At 44.5% G+C, this 20,237-nt stretch carries 13 protein-coding genes; 7 read left to right on the forward strand and 6 right to left on the reverse strand.

The window, feature by feature from the left end:
* Nucleotides 1-9: 9 nt before the first annotated feature.
* A complete protein-coding gene (locus tag HGP28_RS02075) occupies nt 10-1,050 on the reverse strand; it encodes an aldose epimerase family protein (RefSeq protein ID WP_168835078.1) in 1,041 nt (346 codons plus the stop codon).
* Nucleotides 1,051-1,744: 694 nt separating this feature from the next.
* On the opposite strand from HGP28_RS02075, the gene xylA reads away from it, so the two are divergent.
* The 5 genes from xylA to HGP28_RS02100 all read left to right on the forward strand — a co-directional run bounded on the left by xylA (nt 1,745) and on the right by HGP28_RS02100 (nt 10,893).
* Nucleotides 1,745-3,064, forward strand: coding sequence for a xylose isomerase (xylA, locus tag HGP28_RS02080; RefSeq protein WP_168834792.1), 1,320 nt, complete (start codon nt 1,745-1,747; stop codon nt 3,062-3,064).
* A gap of 759 nt (nt 3,065-3,823) precedes the next feature.
* Nucleotides 3,824-5,434, forward strand: a complete 1,611-nt coding sequence (locus HGP28_RS02085) for a glycoside hydrolase family 43 protein (protein ID WP_168834793.1) — start codon at nt 3,824-3,826, stop codon at nt 5,432-5,434.
* Between the two features lie 10 nt (nt 5,435-5,444).
* Entirely contained in the window at nt 5,445-6,401 is a 957-nt protein-coding gene (gene tal / locus HGP28_RS02090; RefSeq protein ID WP_168834794.1) for a transaldolase, read from the forward strand.
* A gap of 97 nt (nt 6,402-6,498) precedes the next feature.
* A complete protein-coding gene (tkt, locus tag HGP28_RS02095; protein ID WP_168834795.1) occupies nt 6,499-8,490 on the forward strand; it encodes a transketolase in 1,992 nt (663 codons plus the stop codon).
* A 399-nt stretch (nt 8,491-8,889) separates the two neighbouring features.
* The gene (locus HGP28_RS02100; protein ID WP_168834796.1) at nt 8,890-10,893 is read left to right on the forward strand and encodes a methyl-accepting chemotaxis protein; all 2,004 of its coding nucleotides are present in this window, start codon (nt 8,890-8,892) and stop codon (nt 10,891-10,893) included.
* 309 nt (nt 10,894-11,202) lie between these two features.
* On the opposite strand, the gene HGP28_RS02105 is transcribed toward HGP28_RS02100, so the two are convergent.
* Both HGP28_RS02105 and HGP28_RS02110 read right to left on the reverse strand, forming a co-directional pair.
* Entirely contained in the window at nt 11,203-12,222 is a 1,020-nt protein-coding gene (locus HGP28_RS02105) for a CobW family GTP-binding protein (protein WP_246225530.1), read from the reverse strand.
* Between the two features lie 520 nt (nt 12,223-12,742).
* The gene (locus HGP28_RS02110) at nt 12,743-14,041 is read right to left on the reverse strand and encodes a carbohydrate porin (RefSeq protein ID WP_168834798.1); all 1,299 of its coding nucleotides are present in this window, start codon (nt 14,039-14,041) and stop codon (nt 12,743-12,745) included.
* Between the two features lie 329 nt (nt 14,042-14,370).
* On the opposite strand from HGP28_RS02110, the gene HGP28_RS02115 reads away from it, so the two are divergent.
* Both HGP28_RS02115 and HGP28_RS02120 read left to right on the forward strand, forming a co-directional pair.
* Nucleotides 14,371-15,321, forward strand: a complete 951-nt coding sequence (locus tag HGP28_RS02115; RefSeq protein ID WP_168834799.1) for a MalM family protein — start codon at nt 14,371-14,373, stop codon at nt 15,319-15,321.
* 110 nt (nt 15,322-15,431) lie between these two features.
* Entirely contained in the window at nt 15,432-16,496 is a 1,065-nt protein-coding gene (locus HGP28_RS02120; RefSeq protein ID WP_168834800.1) for an aldose epimerase family protein, read from the forward strand.
* Nucleotides 16,497-16,644: 148 nt separating this feature from the next.
* Here the strand turns inward: HGP28_RS02120 and HGP28_RS02125 are convergent, their stop codons facing one another.
* The 3 genes from HGP28_RS02125 to HGP28_RS02135 all read right to left on the reverse strand — a co-directional run bounded on the left by HGP28_RS02125 (nt 16,645) and on the right by HGP28_RS02135 (nt 20,229).
* Entirely contained in the window at nt 16,645-18,090 is a 1,446-nt protein-coding gene (locus tag HGP28_RS02125) for a glycosyl hydrolase (RefSeq protein WP_211091857.1), read from the reverse strand.
* A gap of 197 nt (nt 18,091-18,287) precedes the next feature.
* The gene (locus HGP28_RS02130; protein WP_168834802.1) at nt 18,288-19,385 is read right to left on the reverse strand and encodes an ABC transporter ATP-binding protein; all 1,098 of its coding nucleotides are present in this window, start codon (nt 19,383-19,385) and stop codon (nt 18,288-18,290) included.
* A 16-nt stretch (nt 19,386-19,401) separates the two neighbouring features.
* A complete protein-coding gene (locus HGP28_RS02135) occupies nt 19,402-20,229 on the reverse strand; it encodes a carbohydrate ABC transporter permease (protein WP_168834803.1) in 828 nt (275 codons plus the stop codon).
* Between the last annotated feature and the right edge of the window lie 8 nt (nt 20,230-20,237).

A 20,237-nucleotide genomic window follows, 5' to 3' on the forward strand; every position in this document is an offset into this window, starting at 1 on the left:
GCGAGAGGTTTATTTATCCCGCTCAGAGGCAGACGCGGTAACGCGGTAGGTCACAAAGTGATGATAAGGATGCGTTGCATCATAAACGCACTCTTGTTGCCCTTTCATATTTATTTTGTCTGGAAAATCTTGCGTTTCCAAACAAAGCGCTGCGTGTTTTTGATAAACCGCACCCTGGCGACCTGCTTCATTATTAATGTGGTTCCCCGCATAAAATTGCATTCCGAGTTGATCGGTATGCACTTCTAACCCGAGCGTTCTGTCAGGGCAGGTCAACGTTGCCACCTTCTTCATCGCTTTTGAGGTAAAACACCAACAGTGGTCATACCCTTTTGCCTGCCGAATTTGTGAAAAACGCGCGCCCAGCCCCTCAGCAATCACTCTAGACTGGCGAAAATCCATTGGCGTATTTGCAACAGCGGCACGGTCAATGGGGATCGAATTATGATCTAAAAACAGATACGTTTCGGCATTTATCTGCAAATGGTGTTGCTCTATCGAGTCATATTGATTCGGCGATAAATTGAAGTAGGCGTGCTGCGTCATATTGATTGGGGTGCGTCCTTGCGGAAGCGCGAAATAACCGATTTTCAACTCATCGCTTTCGGTCAGTTCATAGGTGACACGAAAATCAATCGCATGTGGGTAGCCAGCTTCCCCCGCTTCTGTTCTCACATACAGTTCAATCGCATTATCATCAAGCACTTCAACATGCCAACGTTTCAAACCGATATTCGCTGACGCGCCATGCAGGTGATTAGTACCTTCATTGCACTCGAGTGTCACCTCGTTCCCATCTAAGTGATAACGTCCATAGCGAATACGATTGGCCCACGGCCCAACCACACATCCCATAAAAATGGTGCCATTAAGATAATCTTGGGCCGTATCATAACCCAAAACAATATTGCGTTTATTTCCTTGCTGATCATTTACAAAAAAATTAACGATAGTGGCACCTAACTCAGACACATCAATTTGGGTCCCATTACCATTTTTTAACGAATATAAATGATAATCACCCCAGTTCATAATTTGCACTGCGGACATCATGACTCCCATAAAAGAGTTAATTATTATAAATAGTTAAGGCTATACCCAAGCTATGTGAAGTTTCAGTAAGGCAGCGCATACGACGCTTTACGTAGCATGGGCATAAATCATCATCTAAGCGCAGCGCCTTGGCTATTGTGATTTTTATTTCAATAATTATCAAATTACGAAAGTTTGGTGTTTATCAAAATGTATCGGATATTTTTATTGTCATATTTTGAAATCTCTTTTCTATTTTTAGAACTATCAACAATTGATATTGCTTATTAGCAATGAATGATGTTCTGAAACCAATGTGTCATATCCATGACGATGATTTTTTGCACGACACTGTGATGTATATGCAACCATTTCTAAATTTTTTTCATTATATTTCACATCATCTATTCCATTTTTAATTGATTACCTAGTCTTCCTATTTTTCATGATTATAATTTCTTATTTTTTGCTTATGTTATTTTCCTAAATGAATTTGCCAATTATATCAATAGACAGGCAACTTAATCTTATAAATCAATTGCTTAAATGAAAATTAGAACACTCAAAAAATCACCAATTTTAAACACAATGAGATCTAAAACACGTAAAAGAAATAGCAGAAAATTGGAACAAAAAATCATAATTGCGTGCATTTAATAAAAATCAGATTATTACTGGGAACGAAGTCCTTTGATATATTGGAATATAAGATATGACAGATTTTTTCAAGCACATTAATAAAATCAAATTTGAGGGTAGCGAAACAAGCAATCCGCTAGCGTTTCGTCACTATGACGAAAACAAAATGATCCTTGGTAAGAGCATGAAGGATCACCTACGTTTCGCTGCGTGTTACTGGCACAACTTCTGCTGGCCTGGTTCTGATGTATTTGGGGCTGGCACCTTTGACCGTCCATGGCTCCAAAATGGCGACGCAATGGAAATGGCGCGCATGAAAGCCGATGTTGCGTTTGATTTCTTCGCTAAATTGGGCGTGCCTTACTACTGTTTCCATGACGTTGATGTAGCGCCTGAAGGTAATTCAATTAAGGAATACGTTAACAACTTCCAAGCAATGGTTGACGTTCTTGAGCAAAAACAAGCGGAAACTGGCCTTAAATTGCTTTGGGGTACGGCAAACGCGTTCTCTAACCCACGCTATATGTCTGGCGCAGGCACTAACCCAAATCCAGAAGTGTTTGCGTATGCCGCGACTCAAATCTTCAATGCGATGGGTGCAACCCAGCGCCTTGGCGGTGAAAACTACGTTCTTTGGGGTGGTCGTGAAGGCTACGAAACGCTACTCAATACTGACCTACGTCAAGAGCGTAAACAACTTGGTCGTCTGATGCAGATGGTTGTTGAGCACAAGCACAAGCTTGGCTTCAAAGGAACTATCCTTATCGAACCAAAACCACAAGAGCCAACTAAGCATCAATACGATTACGATACCGCAACCGTATATGGTTTCTTGAAACAGTATGGTCTTGAAAACGAAGTTAAAGTTAACATCGAAGCGAACCACGCGACATTGGCGGGACACAGCTTCCATCACGAAGTGGCAACAGCAACGTCATTGGGCCTATTCGGTTCTATCGACGCAAACCGCGGTGATGCGCAGCTTGGCTGGGATACCGACCAATTCCCGAACAGTGTTGAAGAAAACACGCTCGTTATGTATGAAATTCTCAAAGCGGGTGGCTTCACTACAGGTGGTTTCAACTTCGATTCTCGTGTACGTCGTCCTTCAATTGATGCAGACGATCTTTTCCACGGTCACATCGGTGGTATGGATACTATGGCGCTATCTCTTGAGCGCGCCGCAGCGATGATCGAAAACGACATTTTGGGCAAAAACATTGCTCAGCGTTACGCAGGTTGGAATCAAGATCTTGGTAAGAAAATCCTTGCCGGCGATCACAGCATTGAAAGCCTAGCGGATTACGCCGTCAGCAAAGAAATCAGCCCAGTGAAAGAATCGGGCAAACAAGAGTACTTAGAGAACGTTGTTAACGGCTTCATTTTTAAATAAGACGTTGTTGTTCTGTACCCAAACAACTTGAAGTTCCAGCTTCAAGTAGAGCGGGTATATATCATGGAGGCTAGTCGCTATTGCTCTGGCCTTCCATTTACGAATTTCGATTTTGAGTGTCTTGAACACGTGAAATCATCCCCTTGTTTCAAGCCATAAGTGTTTGGCGACAAGGCAGTAATATTCCCATATGAGGTGGTTTTATTTAACAATGTGAGTTTATCGATTAGCGCATTGTCTCTTCTATCGCTTCTCCAGATAGTATCGTGAGACAGGTTACTTTACGTTAATCGCTTCCACCCCAGCTCACTATTGATGTTTAATCGCAATATATATTCGGTAAAACGAGTATACCCAAACAACTTGACGTTGTTGGTCGGCGGCAAACACAGCCTTGGATCATAGATGACTATGTGATTCGGTTGCGCGCACCCGCCACCACCACAGAAGTGTCAAGTAAGAAGGGGATAAATGAAACCATCTTATAAGGGTGTACCCCCAATTAAATGGACGTTATGTTCAGCCCAAGCCTACTCACATTGGGAGATAACTTGGGCTTTTTTTTCTTCATTGATGATTAAATAAGGATATTTTTCTCACAGTCCAACGCTCGCTTATATACCCAAACAACCTGCGATTTTTCTGATATCGTCAACAAGCCCGTTTGTGCTGTTCTTCAGTCACTAAACCACTTGAAAGTACCTTTAGGTTATTTGGGTATGTACCCTGCAGCAGGGAATAACAATAAAGAGAATCACTATGTCACATGTAATTCAAAATCCGGTCTTGAAAGGTTTTAATCCCGATCCTTCAATCATTCGTGTTGAAGACGATTACTACATCGCCACGTCAACCTTTGAATGGTTTCCCGGCGTACAAATTCATCATTCTCGTGACTTAGTTAACTGGCGTTTAGTGGGCCATGCGTTAACACGAACCTCACAAATTAATATGATGGGTATGGATAACTCAGAAGGGGTTTATGCGCCTGCTTTAACTTACGCTGACGACAAATTCTGGCTCTGTTTTTCTAACGTTCACTCATGCCGTGGCGGTAACTGGATGGCGACACCGAGTTTTGTTGTGACAGCAGAGCGGCCCGAAGGACCATGGAGCGATCCAGTGTCTATCGGTAACTACGGCTTTGACCCATCGCTGTTCCACGATGATGATGGCAAAAAGTACATGCTCAATATGATTTGGGATGGCCGACTCAACAAAAATTTCTTTGGTGGCATCGTGTTGCAGGAGTTTGATCCAAAGCTAGGAAAGCTGGTTGGTGAACCCAAAAACATCTTCGCAGGCACTCACCTCGGTTGTACTGAGGGGCCACAAATGCTCAAAAAAGATGGCTACTATTATCTCATCACCGCAGAAGGTGGCACTGAGCGCAATCACGCGGTCACAGTTTGCCGCGCCCAAAACATTTGGGGACCGTATGAGGTTCATCCTGACAACCCGATCTTAACCAGCCGCTTTCAAGAAGATGTTGAACTTTCACGTGCAGGCCACGGCTTCTTAGTTGAAACACAACAAGGCGAATGGTATCTAAGCCACCTGTGTGGACGCCGTATTCCCAACCCTGAGGGCTACCAGTTCATACCCAAATACGACAATGGCTTTTCCATATTAGGTCGTGAGACTGCGCTGCAAAAAGCCCATTGGCAAGACGGATGGCCGTATGTCACTACCGGAAAAACCCCCTTAGTAACGGTAGAAGCGCCCGAGCTAACGCCCTGCCCGTGGCCACCGATGATGATGAACGACGACTTCAGCCAAACTGAGCTCAATTCGGTGTACCAAACGCTACGCGAGCCGGCCTGTAACAGTTGGCTTTCCTTAACAGAACGCCCAGGATTTTTGCGTCTTAAAGGGCGTCATTATCTCTCATCACGCTATGAACAGAGTCTGGTTGCGCGCCGCTTCCAATCACACTACGCGACCGCTCAAACCGCCGTCACTTTCACTCCCTCAACGCCATATGAAATGGCTGGACTGTGCGCCTATTACGCACGAAATGGTCACTATTTCTTGAAAATGAGTGCTGACGATGCAGGCCAACGTGTGTTGCAAGTGGTCGGCAACATCAACGATGTTTACGGCGAATATTCGCAAGAAGTGGCTATTGGTGATGCCGATACCGTTCATATGCGCCTAGAGCTGGATTATCAATGGTATCGCTTTAGTTATTCGCTGGATGGCACTCAATGGCACCCCATCGGGCCGCAGCTTAACAGCACCCCACTGTCTGATGAGGGTGGGCCGGATATTTTTCGCTTTACGGGCTCGTTCGCCGCACTGTTTGCCGCTGATGTTCGTGGTTTAAAACAACCCGCCGATTTTGCCTATTTTAATTATTCAGAAAAGTAAGAGACTCATTATGACCAACAAACTCGAGCAGCTTCGTACTTTGACCACGGTCGTTGCTGATACCGGTGAAATTAGTGCGATCAAAAAATACCAACCGCAAGACGCAACGACCAATCCGTCGTTGATTTTAAAAGCGGCGCAAATTACTGAGTATGCTCCTCTGATTGAACGCTCAATTGAGTGGGCCAAAAATCAAAGCAGCGATAAAGCACAACAGATCGCCGATGCGTGCGACATGTTAGCGGTGGAAATTGGTAAAACCATTTTGACCACGATCCCTGGCCGTATTTCGACTGAAGTTGACGCACGCCTGTCATACGACACCGAAGCGAGTATCGCAAAAGCGCAAAACCTCATCAAAATGTATAACGATGCGGGAATTAGCAACGATCGTATTTTGATCAAGCTTGCCGCGACATGGGAAGGCATTCGCGCTGCTGAAGTTTTGGAACAACAAGGGATTAATTGTAACCTCACGCTACTTTTCTCATTTGCGCAAGCTCGCGCTTGTGCTGAAGCTGGCGTGTTTCTCATCTCGCCATTTGTTGGTCGAATTATGGATTGGTACAAAGCCAAAGAAGGCCATGATTTCGCGCCGCAGGACGATCCGGGCGTAATTTCAGTCACGAACATCTATAAGTACTACAAAACTTATGAATACCCTACCGTGGTGATGGGCGCGAGTTTTCGCAATATTGGCGAGATCCTTGAGCTCGCAGGATGCGACCGCTTGACCATAGCGCCCGCATTATTAGCAGAGCTGGAAGCCGAACAAGGCGAAGTGGTTGCCAAGCTGACCCACACCGCTGGCAGCGAAGCCAGACCTGCTCCAATGACTCATTCCGAGTTTCTGTGGGAGCACAATTTAGACCCGATGGCGGTAGAGAAAGTCGCGGAAGGCATTCGCAATTTCGCTATCGACCAGGGCAAACTTGAAGCGATGATCGCAGATAAGTTATCCGCTTAATTCTACTGGAACCTATACCCAAGTAACCTCAAGATGCATGGGTATAGCCCACTACTTTCAGTGGGTTTCCTTCATTTACTCCTAACTGGAAATACATATGGACCGTAAACATCTCGCCAATGCCATTCGTGCGCTGAGCATGGATGGCGTACAACAAGCCAATTCTGGCCATCCCGGAGCCCCAATGGGTATGGCTGACATTGCCGAAGTGCTTTGGCGTCAGCACCTAAATCACAACCCAATCAATCCACTATGGCCAAACCGCGACCGCTTTGTGCTTTCTAATGGTCACGGCTCAATGTTGATTTATTCACTGCTGCACCTGACAGGCTATGACGTGGCGATTGACGATCTCAAGCAGTTCCGTCAACTCCACTCTAAGACCCCTGGTCACCCAGAGTATGGCTACACGCCGGGGGTTGAGACGACAACAGGTCCTCTTGGTCAAGGTATTGCAAACGCTGTTGGTATGGCAATGGCTGAAAAAGCGCTTGCCGCGCAATTTAACCAAGCTGATTGTGAATTGGTTGACCACTACACTTACGCATTCATGGGCGATGGCTGCTTGATGGAAGGCATTTCTCATGAAGTGTGTTCACTGGCAGGCACCTTAGGCCTTGGTAAGCTTATCGCGTTTTGGGATGACAACGGCATCTCGATTGATGGCGAAGTGGAAGGTTGGTTCTCTGACGACACACCAAAGCGTTTTGAAGCGTATGGCTGGCATGTGGTGTCTAACGTGGATGGTCATAACGCCGATGCGATCAACGACGCCATTATTGCTGCAAAAGCCGATCCTCGCCCCTCACTCATCTGTACTAAAACCATTATTGGCTTTGGTTCACCAAACAAATCAGGTTCACATGATTGCCATGGTGCGCCACTTGGTGCTGACGAGATTGCAGCAACACGTCAAAAATTGGGTTGGGAGTACGGTCCGTTTGAAATTCCGTCGGAAGTCTACGCACAATGGGACGCTAAAGAGGCAGGCGCAGCGAAGGAAGCTGCGTGGAATGAAAAATTCGCAGCTTATCAAGCAGCGCATCCGCAATTGGCGGCTGAATTCCAGCGTCGAGTTGCCGGAGAGCTACCATTAGATTGGCAAGAGAAAACGTCACAAATCATCGCCGATTTACAAGCCAATCCTGCCAACATTGCATCACGTAAAGCATCGCAAAATGCGCTGGACGCGTTTGGTCCTTTATTGCCAGAATTTATGGGTGGTTCTGCCGACCTTGCGCCATCTAACCTCACTATGTGGTCGGGCTCAAAATCGCTTACTGCGGAAGATGTTGCCGGTAACTACATTCATTATGGTGTACGTGAATTTGGCATGACCGCAATCATGAATGGTATTGCGCTTCACGGTGGGTTTGTGCCTTACGGCGCGACTTTCTTGATGTTTATGGAATACGCACGTAACGCAATGCGTATGGCGGCCTTAATGAAGGTGCAAAACATTCAAGTTTACACCCATGACTCAATTGGTCTGGGCGAAGATGGACCGACTCACCAGCCGGTTGAGCAAATTGCCTCATTGCGCCTCACGCCTAATATGAGCACATGGCGTCCCGCAGACCAAGTGGAATCGGCGATGGCGTGGAAACTGGCGATTGAGCGAAAAGACGCCCCAACCGCGCTTATCTTCTCACGCCAAAATCTACCACAGCAACCACGCACACCAGAGCAAGTGGCAGACATTGCGCGTGGTGGTTACGTATTGAGTGATTGCCAAGGCACTGCTGACTTAATCCTCATTGCAACGGGGTCGGAAGTTGGCCTTGCGGTTGATGCCGCAACACAACTGAGCGCACTTGGCACCAAAGTGCGTGTGGTTTCAATGCCATCAACGGATACGTTTGATAAACAAGATGCGGCTTATCGCGAAGCGGTTCTTCCTGCTACCGTGACAAAACGCATTGCGATTGAAGCGGGCATTGCCGATTTTTGGTACAAGTACGTTGGTTTTGGTGGTGAAGTCATTGGAATGACGAGCTTTGGTGAGTCAGCCCCTGCCGATGAATTGTTCAAGATGTTTGGTTTCACCGTTGATAACGTCATCACAACAGCCAAACGCCTGCTTGGATAACCTCATACGTAGGTAAGAGGCCAACGCAAGTCGTTAATTCATGACAAAACGCGTTGCCTTCTCAAATGACACTAAGCTAGCCCCTAAAGTAGAAGAACGATTGTTGGTTCTTCTACTTTTTTATTTTATTTCACTCACGCATTGCTATATTTTCTAAAAACTCAATGTGGTTTAATTAAAAACTAAATAAGAAAATATTATAAATGGCATAATTTATTTTGTAAAAAACAATCCCGCACAATATCTATGGGAATTTATTTACTTTAAAGATCGCGATCAAAAATAATATAACCAAATCTATTATAAATGAACAGATGATCACATTCTCATTCGCTTCAATTTGGCTTTCTTTATTCTCAATATTACAATTATTTTGGTCAATAAAAGAACTGTATTATTATGAAATCAATTGTGAACAAAGTCATCTTTGCGTTTGTGCTGCTTATTTCACTGATCACTGCGGTTTCAACCACAGCGTTCCTCTCTTCTCAGCGTTTAAACGATACGATTGATAGCATTGAACAAGATGCTATTGGGATCGCGCGCGCGGCAACCGAATTGCGACAAATCATTTCCAACGCATCAACGGCGACATTGCTGTACCAAGCACCGAGTACCAGTATTGTCGATACCGAGGCTCTCGAAGCGATAGATGCCAGTCAGGCATTAGCTCGCACTAGCATCGAGCAAGCGGCTGCTTTAGCGGAAAATAGTACCATCCAAGGACTGTTTCAATTCTTAAATGCGACGGAGCGAGAATCTGCCCTAGCGGTGATTGATAGCTTCCCGAGTATTTTAAACGCCCTGATTGACTCAAAAGAGCAAGCGGCGGCGTCAGAAATGGCGGCTCATAGTAGCGCACTCATTTATGAGCAGGACGCAAAAGCGATGTTAACCACATTAAGTAAACTTAATGAAATGGAAGGTGTTCGCGAACGTGATATCAGTTTTATTAATTTTCATGCCGCGGCATCCCATGAATTAGTCAATCGCATATTATTGCAACGTTCTGATGATCAAGTTTGGGTCGTTAAATCAAATCTTGACCGTAGCTTACGGATGATTGAAAAGAAGATCGCTTATATTAAGAAAAAATCAGAATCGTCAGCAGAGCTGATAAACAAAGAATTTGCCCCACTTTTCTCTGCGGTCAATTCTGATGCAGGCGTTCTGAATCAACATCTGAATAAAATCGCGCAATATGATGCACAGATGGTTCAAAACCAAAAAATGCAAAATGCGAGTCTTGAATTAGATACCTTATTGAATTTAATTGATACACGCGTTGCGTTACACACCTCAGGTTTAATTGACCAAGCCAAACTTAGCGCGGCTAACAGTACCAAAATTGTCGCTGCGCTGCTGGTGGTATCACTCGCATTAGCAATTACGACTTCCGTTTATTTGACGCTTAAGATCAAACGCTCAATAGCGGTGCTTAATCGCGCACTACACGGTTTATCTCAACGGCAGTTGGGTGGTCAGCCACTGCGGGAAGGTCAAGATGAGTTTGGTATCCTTGCCCGCCAAACCAACGCTGTGCAGCATGAACTCAAAAATGCAATTAGCGCGCTAAGCCAGAGTTCAAGCGATTTAAATCAGCTTAGTGATCACTTGCTTGAGCAATCACAAGAGTCGTTACAACAAACGGATAAGCAAGCGTCTTATATGACCGAAATGACAGCCGCTATTGAACAGATGAACAGTGCGATTGCCGATGTTGGCCGCTCAGCGAACCAAACACTCGATGCAGCAGACAGTACTCTCAGTGGTAGTCAAGCGTGTCAAAACGCAGCGCAGTCGAGTATTGAGGCGATTGCCTCATTGGAGAATCAGCTGATTGAGGTGAATCGTCGCGTTGAAGCGCTCACCGAACAAAGTCAAAACGTTGAGTCTGTTGTTTCGGTGATTCACGGAATTTCCGAGCAAACAAACTTATTGGCACTTAATGCCGCGATTGAGTCTGCCCGAGCAGGTGAAATGGGCCGCGGTTTTTCTGTGGTCGCTAACGAAGTACGGCTACTGTCAGAGAAAACTCGTGAATCGACGGGCACCATTCAAGCAACACTTCAAGCCCTCAATGAAGAGATCAATTTGGTCGCCAATGACATAAAACGTAGCGTTGAGTACTCAAACATCAGTGCAGCATCGTCAAAACAGGTGGGTTCCCTTAACCAAGCCTTAGTCGAGGAAATTGTTAAAATCAAAGATATGAGCGCTCAGGTCAGCTGCGCCACCGAAGAGCAAAGTACCGCCTGCCGTTCTATTTTGACCAATATTAAAGCAGTGAATGACGCATCTGATCAGATTGTGAAATTAAGTGAAGCCAGTGATGCTCAGTGCCAAACGCTGCGCTCTTACGCTCACTCAAATCAAGAGATTGTTAATCGCTTTACGCTTTAACTTTCACTTTAACTGAGACTCAAAACAATGTGGCGTTGCAGAAGACTAAGAGATCTGCAACGCCAAGTGGAAATACCACCCAATTCGCCGAGTAGACATGCGGTACTGTGCCCAAAATACTTAAATTGACAGCGGGACGGTAATCGAATACGACCCCATGAGCGAGTAATTGGGGCAAATGAGAGAAACCAACGCAACTGACACTTTGAGTATGACGGGTATACGCGCCCCCACGCGAAGGTACTTTGTCTGCTTGGCGCTCCCTTTTACTTATCCCTAGGGTTAACTAGGGCAGGATTCAGAGCCGACTCACTGGGCTGAGAGCAAGGCTAACAACTGCGTTTCAATTTTAGCGTCTATGACTTTTGCAATGAATTCAATGCGGCTCTCTACGCATTCATCAAGTTCGATTTCAGTGAGCCCATCAGCGGTTTGGTTATAACCAAAAATGCCGTCTTCAGTGATAAATACCGCCTTTACCCGCTCAACATCAAGGTTAACCAAAAATGAGATGACCTTTTGCCGGTCAAATCGATGATTTGGTGAAAAACGCCAACCAGCACTCTGAAAACCTTCGCCTTGATTAACCGCCTTTAGACGCCCAGTTTGTGGCAAAGCGCGCTCAGATACACTGGTGGTTTTAGACGAGCGGTACGCATGAGGTGCATGAGGTACATGAGGTACATGAGGTGATTTTTCGAGTTTGAGATACGCCTCTGTCAACCCGTCAAATTCGTCGGGCGCAATCACCCCGTGAGTTGCAAAGATCACTTTTGCATTTGCACGACCTATTTTTTTTACATAAGTTTTGAGCGCTTGACAGTCACGCTCTTGATAACTGTCGTGTTTGTTACCCACCACCAGATCAGCTATGGCAATCTGCTGATTGAATGTCTCATGATTGATATAACGCGGGTCGAATAACTGACGTGCATCGACTAACGTTACCGTCTTTTGCAAAGATAAAATCTTTCGATAGTGTGGGTTAGACAGCATTTGCAACACCTCTTTTGGGTGTCCTAAACCCGTTGGCTCGATAAGTAACCGGTGAGGTTTTACTTCTTTGAGTAATTGATTAAGCGCTATTTGCATTGGTAAGCCCGCACTACAACACATGCAGCCACCAGGTACTTCACGTATCGCAATACGTGGTTTTTGTTGTGGTGACGTTTGGCCTTGCATCAGTGCCCTATCAACCCCCACTTCGCCAAACTCATTGACCAGCACAGCCCAACGTTCGTTGGCAGGCTTAGTCGCAATAAAGTTGAGTATTGCGGTGGTTTTGCCCACCCCTAAAAAGCCAGTAATAATATGAGTCGGAATCGCCATAATATCGGCGGAAGGAATATGGCTTGCGGACGAAATATCGGCATTGATGTCGTTTGAATGGGTTCTATTTTCTCTGCGTGCTTGATTCATTAAACTGTTCATTAAATCCATTTATATATACGTTATAACATAACATTAATTTTTGATTCAACCACAGTTCCAGAAAGCTTATACCTAAGCTCATTGACGATGTAGGTTGGTGACAAACGAAAAAAAAACCGAGCCACAAAGAATGGGGTGGCTCGGTGATTGCTGTTTAAACTGCAATGAGAAGGTATATAGAGATAACAAGAATGCAAGATATATCCCTAGCGACGCGCGACAAAACTACGGTAACGTCAGCTCGGGATAAACAACGTTTTTCAAGCTCGTTGTACTCTTGACGCTAACTGTGCTCGCTTCATCTCTTATGGGGTAAGAGATAAAGCCCCGCTAACTGCTCGCCTACCCGTGCGCTCAGTCAACCCAATTGGCATTAAGAGTGGGAATTAGGTGGCGCTTGCAACGCCACCTAAGTTGATTACCACCACACGTCAACTTGTGCGCCGACGATAATGTCGTAATCATCCGTTCCAGCATTTGAAGAAACGCCTGGATTACCTTTCAAATACGTAGCTAGCAAGCGAAGTTCGGGAGCGGGACCGAAGCCTGTGCTGATTGACCAAGTTGGCGCAATTGTCGCCTTGAACGTTGGGTCACCGCCATTATCACGGTTAACACTGTTGTCGGTATAACCAAATTCTGACGCGATAAAGAAGTTATCATACTGAGGCATAGTGTAGATTGGGCGCACCATAGCATACCACCACGAATTATCGTCTTTTGTGCTATCGTCATACTTAGTGTGTTCATAGCCCACTGCTGGGAAGAACATCCAGTTTTCGCCGAAATAGCCACCGTACATTTGAGCGCGAACAGTAACATCGCTATCATCAACGGCACTCATACGCGTTTGCTCAGTGCGGCCATCAATAAAGCCAACACCGCCAGGGCTATAAGCGTTATAGTTGGTGAATGTGCGTCCAAGCATTGTACCCGAGCCTAGACCTTTACCCGCTTGCACTGCAACTTTCGAGAAACCATTTCCAAAACCAAAGAAATTCTCAGGTGAGTATTGAATCAAGGCTTCAACACCGTTTTTCGCGTATTTTTGGGTTGCGGTATCGTTCACGTTCTCGCCAAGATGCTTAAACATGGTATCAACTCGCCATTTGCCGTAGTCTGCACGGACATGTAGTGCGTGTAACATCTCGTTGGTGCCTACGGAGTTGTTACTTGCAATATAGGCGAAGTCCCAGTAACCATCACCAACCACCGCATCTTGTACACCCATACCCGTACCTGAGTAATCGGTGTAGAAAAAATCTGTCATGAAGATATAGTTGTCACGACCGTAATAACGTTGACCCGCCCAAAGAACGCCTGTCTCTGTTACACCATCGAGCTCTACAAAGGCTTCAATTAAACCCGTCGCTTTACCATCTATGTTGGCAAAAGCGTTACTTCCGTTACCATTTGGATTATCTTGACCAAGACGAGCATTAATACGCACGCTATCTCCATCTTTCCAATCCCAGCGCTGAACGAAAGCAAGCTCGTAGAAATCATCCGCTTCTAGACCTAAACGGCCTAAAGTTTCTTTTTGACCGCCCCAGTCATGCTGTTTTAAATCATTTTTTGCACTGCTTAACGCACCAGCGCGGAAATAACCGTGGAATTCGAAATCAGAGGTGGCTTTATTTTCAGCAAGCGCAGGTGCAGCTAAAATTGTGCTAATTCCAACTGCTAACACTGACTTAGTAAGTATTTTGTTTCGCATTGTACAACTCCATTTTTATTTTGTTTTGATGACTTACCTGTTTTCATTACTGACCGAGATAAGTTGGAATTGATTATATAGAGATATTTTGTGACTTTTGAGTGACGGTGATCACTTCAACACCTTTAATATGTTGATGGTGATCACGAGGCAATAATTATGAAGAATGTTGTAACTATAAAAGAAAAAAGGGTAACAATTACGAGATTTAACTATGCGTTTAACTCTTTTTACTTCGCTAGTACGTTCACAATTTGATGCTATTACAACTGAATTATAACGAAGATAATAATATAATGGTTCTATTTTATACCATTGAGAAAAGACACATGAAAAAAACAGCTTTTATCGTATTGAGCTACGCTGCACTGAGTTTTTCTAACGTACAAGCCGCTACAAACCAATCCCAAGATAATAACCAAATATCAGCATGCTGTACGGACATCGCCAATATCCCATACCGCAAAATCACAGAACCTAGTAGCATTGATGTGATGATCGACACCAGCAGCCCAATGGTTCAGTTTCGCACTGGAAACTCATATGTAGCAGGGATTGAGCTTCCTAAAAGTAAAAGTGATATCACTTTAGAGGTCGCATCACTGATTGGAGATGAGGTATTCATACCTAAAGTGCTTGTTTTAGATAAATATCATAACGCAATTGATCTCATTGCAGATGAAACCATTGTTTTTGAAAAAGCAGGTTTATTTAACCAAAATCAGTTTTCTGGAACTTATATTCTTGCAAAAAATCAAGACAGTGGCCCAGAACCTCGCTACCTAGTGATTTTCACTGACGAAAATCAAGATCAAAAATTTACTCAAAGAGAAAAACCTAACGACTTAGCAATACGTTCTGGAAACATCACAGCGAATAAGATTAATAATACCAGCTTAAAAGCACGCCACTCAGCAACTGGCGAGGTGATGCTGGATATCGACTATACCCCATTTATTGAAGTTGAGCAGAAAATGGAGAAAGTCAATCAAGTGGTAATGGAAAACAGAGTAAAAGCGACTGCAGTGTTATCCGATCAAAAAACCGCCAACAACGAGAGCGTTATCACAACAAAAAACAATATCCCTGAAATTAATGACAACAATATCACAAAATCAGAAGAGCCACTGTCAAAACAGGAAGTTTATATCAAACTTATAAATCATGCCTTAAAGAACGGTGATATTGATAAAGCATTAGAGATTGTTGATTACTCGAAATCACGAGGGTTCAACGGTGTTGAAGAGTTCTTTTTTGAAGAAGTTAAAAAATACTACTAATAGTAAAATATAATAATATTGTGTGATTTTTTAGCCCCCCTTTTATTAGGGGGCATCTGAATTTGATTTTCGCCCGCACTTGACCTTTCATCCACGTGACGAGAAAACCAATGATTCATTTTGATAATTCCACTGAAAACCGACAATGGGGCCATTATACCCTTTACACTCTAAAAAATGATTTGGGCACAAAGGTGGAGATCAGCGATCTTGGTGCCGCGATAATAAACTTTTGGGTGCGAGATCGTGATCATCGAGTGCGCAATATTGTGCTCGGGTATAATGATTCTGCCAGCTATCTTAACAGTTCGAGCTACTTAAGTGGCGTGATCCCGTCTCAGACGGTTAAAAATCAATACGCCGAGCTACATAAATCACGTTGGACACTGGTTGCGTTAGCCGCTCAGCACATTACCCTCGAAACCAGCTTAGTATTGAATGATCATGCCACCGCTCAAAGCATCGCTTCACCACAGGCCATCACAGTAATGGTCACTTATCGGCTGAGTGACGATAACGAACTCACTCAACATATTTGGGCTGAGCCCAATTTTCCTTGCTCTCTTGATATTACCAGTCATAGCTATTTTAATTTGCTTGGTCGTCATCATGACATCACAGATCACATCGTCAATATTGATGCGGATTTGTGTTGGCCTCTCAATACATCGCCGCAAGAGGCGTTGCCGAGTATGGACGTTGCCGCTGACTTCAAGCAACCTAAATCAATTCGTATTGGCATTGCCGAGCAAGTTCGTTTAGGTCAACCGGATGGGTACGCACAAAACTATCGATTAAACGGCCATGGTTTGCGCACGGTGTGCTGGGTCTTTGAGCCGACAACCGGGCTCAGTTTTGAACTCTTGTCTGATAAATCCGCTGTACAATTTAACACTGGTCGTCATCTTCAGCTGGAGCAAGATGACTATGCACCCTATTCCGGTTTTTGCTTTGAGCCGATGCAGCTCCCCACGCAGTCAAACTTTGCAAATGGATCATCGCCAAAAGCCTCAATCAATCACCTCGATTGTGGCCAATCGATAGCCGATGGAATCAAGATCAACGAGTCAACGTTAGCAGTCGATAACACCGCTGCGCTTTGGTTTGACGAAAATCGTCCCTACTCATCAACAACCATCTATAAAGTGCAAGTCGAGCCTCAATTTAGCCACTAATTTTTCAGTGATTTATCTTCTGGTTTTATTAGACGAGAATATACCCAAGTAACCTCAAGATGCATGGTTACTTGCGTATATAAAAAGGTGCAGTATCATGCTGCACCTTTATTACTCGAATTAACCACACGGTTTGTATTGATTTATACTAGCGACGATCAAACATCACATAATCGATGTTAAGCGCGCTATCGCCCGATTCAAAGATGATTTCGACATCTGCGCCATCGGGTATACTCACTTGCTGCTCAATCATGTCATAAGTTCCCACCCAAGACCCTGTGCCTTCAAAAGTAAGGTCATAAGCACGAGATCCATTGACAGCAAGCCCGATTTTACCGGTATTGATCGTTGCATAGCGAACCGCGATGTAGTTTGACTGAGTGACATTTTCAAACTTGAGGCCATCGCCCGTTTGATACATATAGGCCATGCCTTTACCACCCACTGCGGCACTATCAGGATAAATACGCACGTTACCACGAGGTATCGCATCCTCCGCTTGCAACTGGCTTTCGTTACCGGTTAAGTTTGGTTTCATCTTATCACGCGCCGCTTTCTGCTCTTCGTAATCCTCTGGCAGAATAAAAATAGGTGGCTGCTTTAGCGTTGATGTTGTTTCCCAACCTTCACGTTTTATCGTGCGACGCCATTTGCCGGACAGATAAAGGTTAGATTGTAAACGCGTATCACCCCATCCTTGCCCTTTCCACATCGGCTGCTCATCCCAAAGCGCGTTAATGTACGCAATGATGCCAATCACATCTTGATTGTCTTCGAGGTGTTGTAAAAACGGCACAAACCAGCTGTCCCACAGCTCTTTGCCATCGTCGAGCATCAGGTTAGCGCCGCGAGGCGTCAACTCGGCAATCATTACTGGCTTGCCTTTTTCACGTGCAAGACGCAGCATCTCTTTACCTGCTTCTTTTGGATCATGGTTAAAATAGGAATACGCTATCCAATCGACGTAATTATCACCTGGATAATATTGCAAAAGATCATCACGTTCTTCTTCATAACCACTCGATTGCCAAACGAATTCGACGTTACTCACGCCCTCTTTACGTAGACCATCGACAATGCGTCGAAACGCCTTTTTGTAGCTTTCAGGCGCATAACCGTTCCAAGCACCTTCAAACTCATAACCAATTCGCAAATAGATTTTACGCTCAGATTGCGCCATCCACTGAGCAAATTTGACAATATTTGCGTCAAGCTCACCGCTGTTAACTTTATCCAATTGGTCAACCAAGCTTAAGCCAATCGCAATATCAACGCCGTTATAACCAGGATCTTGCAAATACAAATTGGCGTGGTTGTCACCTGCGCCGTAATTCACTTTCTCTGTTAGACCTTCGAGGGATTGTAAGCTGGTATAAATGGTGATACCTGCTGGATGGCCAAAATAGTCCACATAGCCATTATCGTATTGGGCTAATCCACCGACTGCGCCGAGATCTTGACCGACAAATAAGCGGATATTTTCTGGTTTCGTTATTGGGGTTGCTACAAACTCTTGCTCTGGCATAGGGGTGGAACTTGAGCATGCCGTTATTAGAGCAAAGCTGATCAGTGCAAGTAGATAGCGTCTCATCATGACTCCTTTATTATTTGCTCAATGTACCCAGACGACTTGAAGTTACAGCGTGATGGCAAGCAAAGCCTTCAAAACATAGAATGACTATGATGAGGTTTGTGAAAACGAGCCAACAATGCTGTTGCTTCAAGTGGGACGGGCATAAAAACCTCGCAACCGAACGATTGCGAGGGTATAGATCTTAATTAAATGACTTAGTGGTTATCGTAAATTGCGGTTTCACTTTGCATATTAAAAATATGCAATTGTTCGCTATCTAGATAAAGTTTGAGTTTCTGACCTTCTTGCACTGATTGGGTCGATGGTGCTTCAACCACTAAGTTATGATCACCAAAACGGTTGAGGATCTGAATCGTAGAACCGAGCAGTTCGTAGCTTTCCACTACGACATCCACTTCGATCGGTTTATCCAATAGCTCTGGAGTTAAGTGAACATCACTCGGACGAATCCCGACAACAACGCTTTCTTGTGCGGTATTCTCGTTCAAACGCCCTGCCAATGGTAAGCGCTGGCCAGCTAAATCTACGGTCCAACCGCTATCATCATTGTTAAGGTGGCCTGAAAGTAAGTTCATGGTTGGGCTACCAATAAAGCCTGCCACAAACTTGTTCGCAGGTTTTTGGTAAATCTCTTTCGGCGTACCAATCTGCTCTACTTCACCGTCACGTAAAATCACGATGCGATCAGCAAGCGTCATGGCTTCCACTTGATCATGGGTCACGTAAATCGTGGTCTTTTTCAGTTTCTTATGCATCGCTTTGATTTCGCTGCGCATTGCATTACGTAACTTGGCGTCCAAGTTTGAAAGAGGTTCATCAAACAAAAACACCTCTGGTGTACGAACCATTGCACGCCCCATCGCCACACGCTGACGCTGACCACCGGAAAGTGCTTTAGGTTTGCGATCAAGTAGTGGCGTTAATTGCAGCATGTCTGCAATAGGACGTACTTTCTCTTCGATCTGCTCTTTCGTATGACCAGAAAGTTTCAGAGCAAAGGCGATATTATCGTAAACCGACATATGCGGATAAAGCGCGTAACTTTGGAACACCATCGCGATGTCACGATCTTTTGGTTCTAGATTGTTAACCACTTTGCCATTGATAGAGATTTCACCACCTGAAATATCTTCAAGACCGGCTAACATTCTCAATGTTGTTGATTTACCACAACCCGATGGGCCAAGGAATACAATAAATTCACCGTCTTTAATGTCCAAATTAAATTTCTTTACAATATGAACATTGCCCGGATAGATTTTATCTACGTTCTTAAATGATACCGAAGCCATAATAATTCCTATTTAATTAACCTTTCACTGCGCCACCGGTTAATCCGGCTACGATGTATTTTTGAGCAAGCAAGAAGAAAATAACTGCAGGTGTAATCGTCACTGAAACGTATGCCAAAATCTTGTTCCATGCGATGCCGTACTCACCTCGATATTTCATGATCCCCATAGTCCATGGGTACATATCTTCGGTATTGAGCACCAATAGAGGAAGTAAGTAGTTATTCCAACTGCCTACGAGCACAAAGACCCCTACCGTTGCCAAAATTGGCGTTGAAAGTGGCAGTATGATGTGGAGATAAAATCGAGCATAGCTGCATCCATCGACGCGAGCGGCATCAAATAGCTCTCTTGGTAACTGCTCAAAGAAGGTTCTAAATAAGAGAATACTGAATCCCAAACCAAAAGCGACTTGAGGTACAACAATCCCAGGTAATGTATCTAGCAAGGCTAAGTCACGAATTCTTAGAAACAAAGGAAGAATCGCGGCTGCAGCTGGAAACATCATGCCCATCAAAAAGTAGCTGTACACATAATTGTGACCGGCAAACTTAATATGAGAAAACGTAAATGCGGTCATGGTGCCTATCATCAGGGTTAGTAGAACCGACAACCCAGCGATGACTAATGAGTTCTTCATTAGTAACCAAATAGTACCGTCTTCAAAAACCGCTGCGTAGTGTTCCATTTCCCACGCTTCTGGAACACCAAAAGGGTTAGTCCTTAATTCACCGAGACTCTTAAATCCGCCAAATAATGTTGCAATCATTGGCAACAGCACAAATCCGGCAACGAGCATGAGGAATATTAGTCTTACCCATTGAACATTTTTTACTTTATCCATGCCGGTCT

This window comes from Vibrio agarilyticus (assembly GCF_012641465.1).
GTDB lineage: Bacteria > Pseudomonadota > Gammaproteobacteria > Enterobacterales > Vibrionaceae > Vibrio > Vibrio agarilyticus.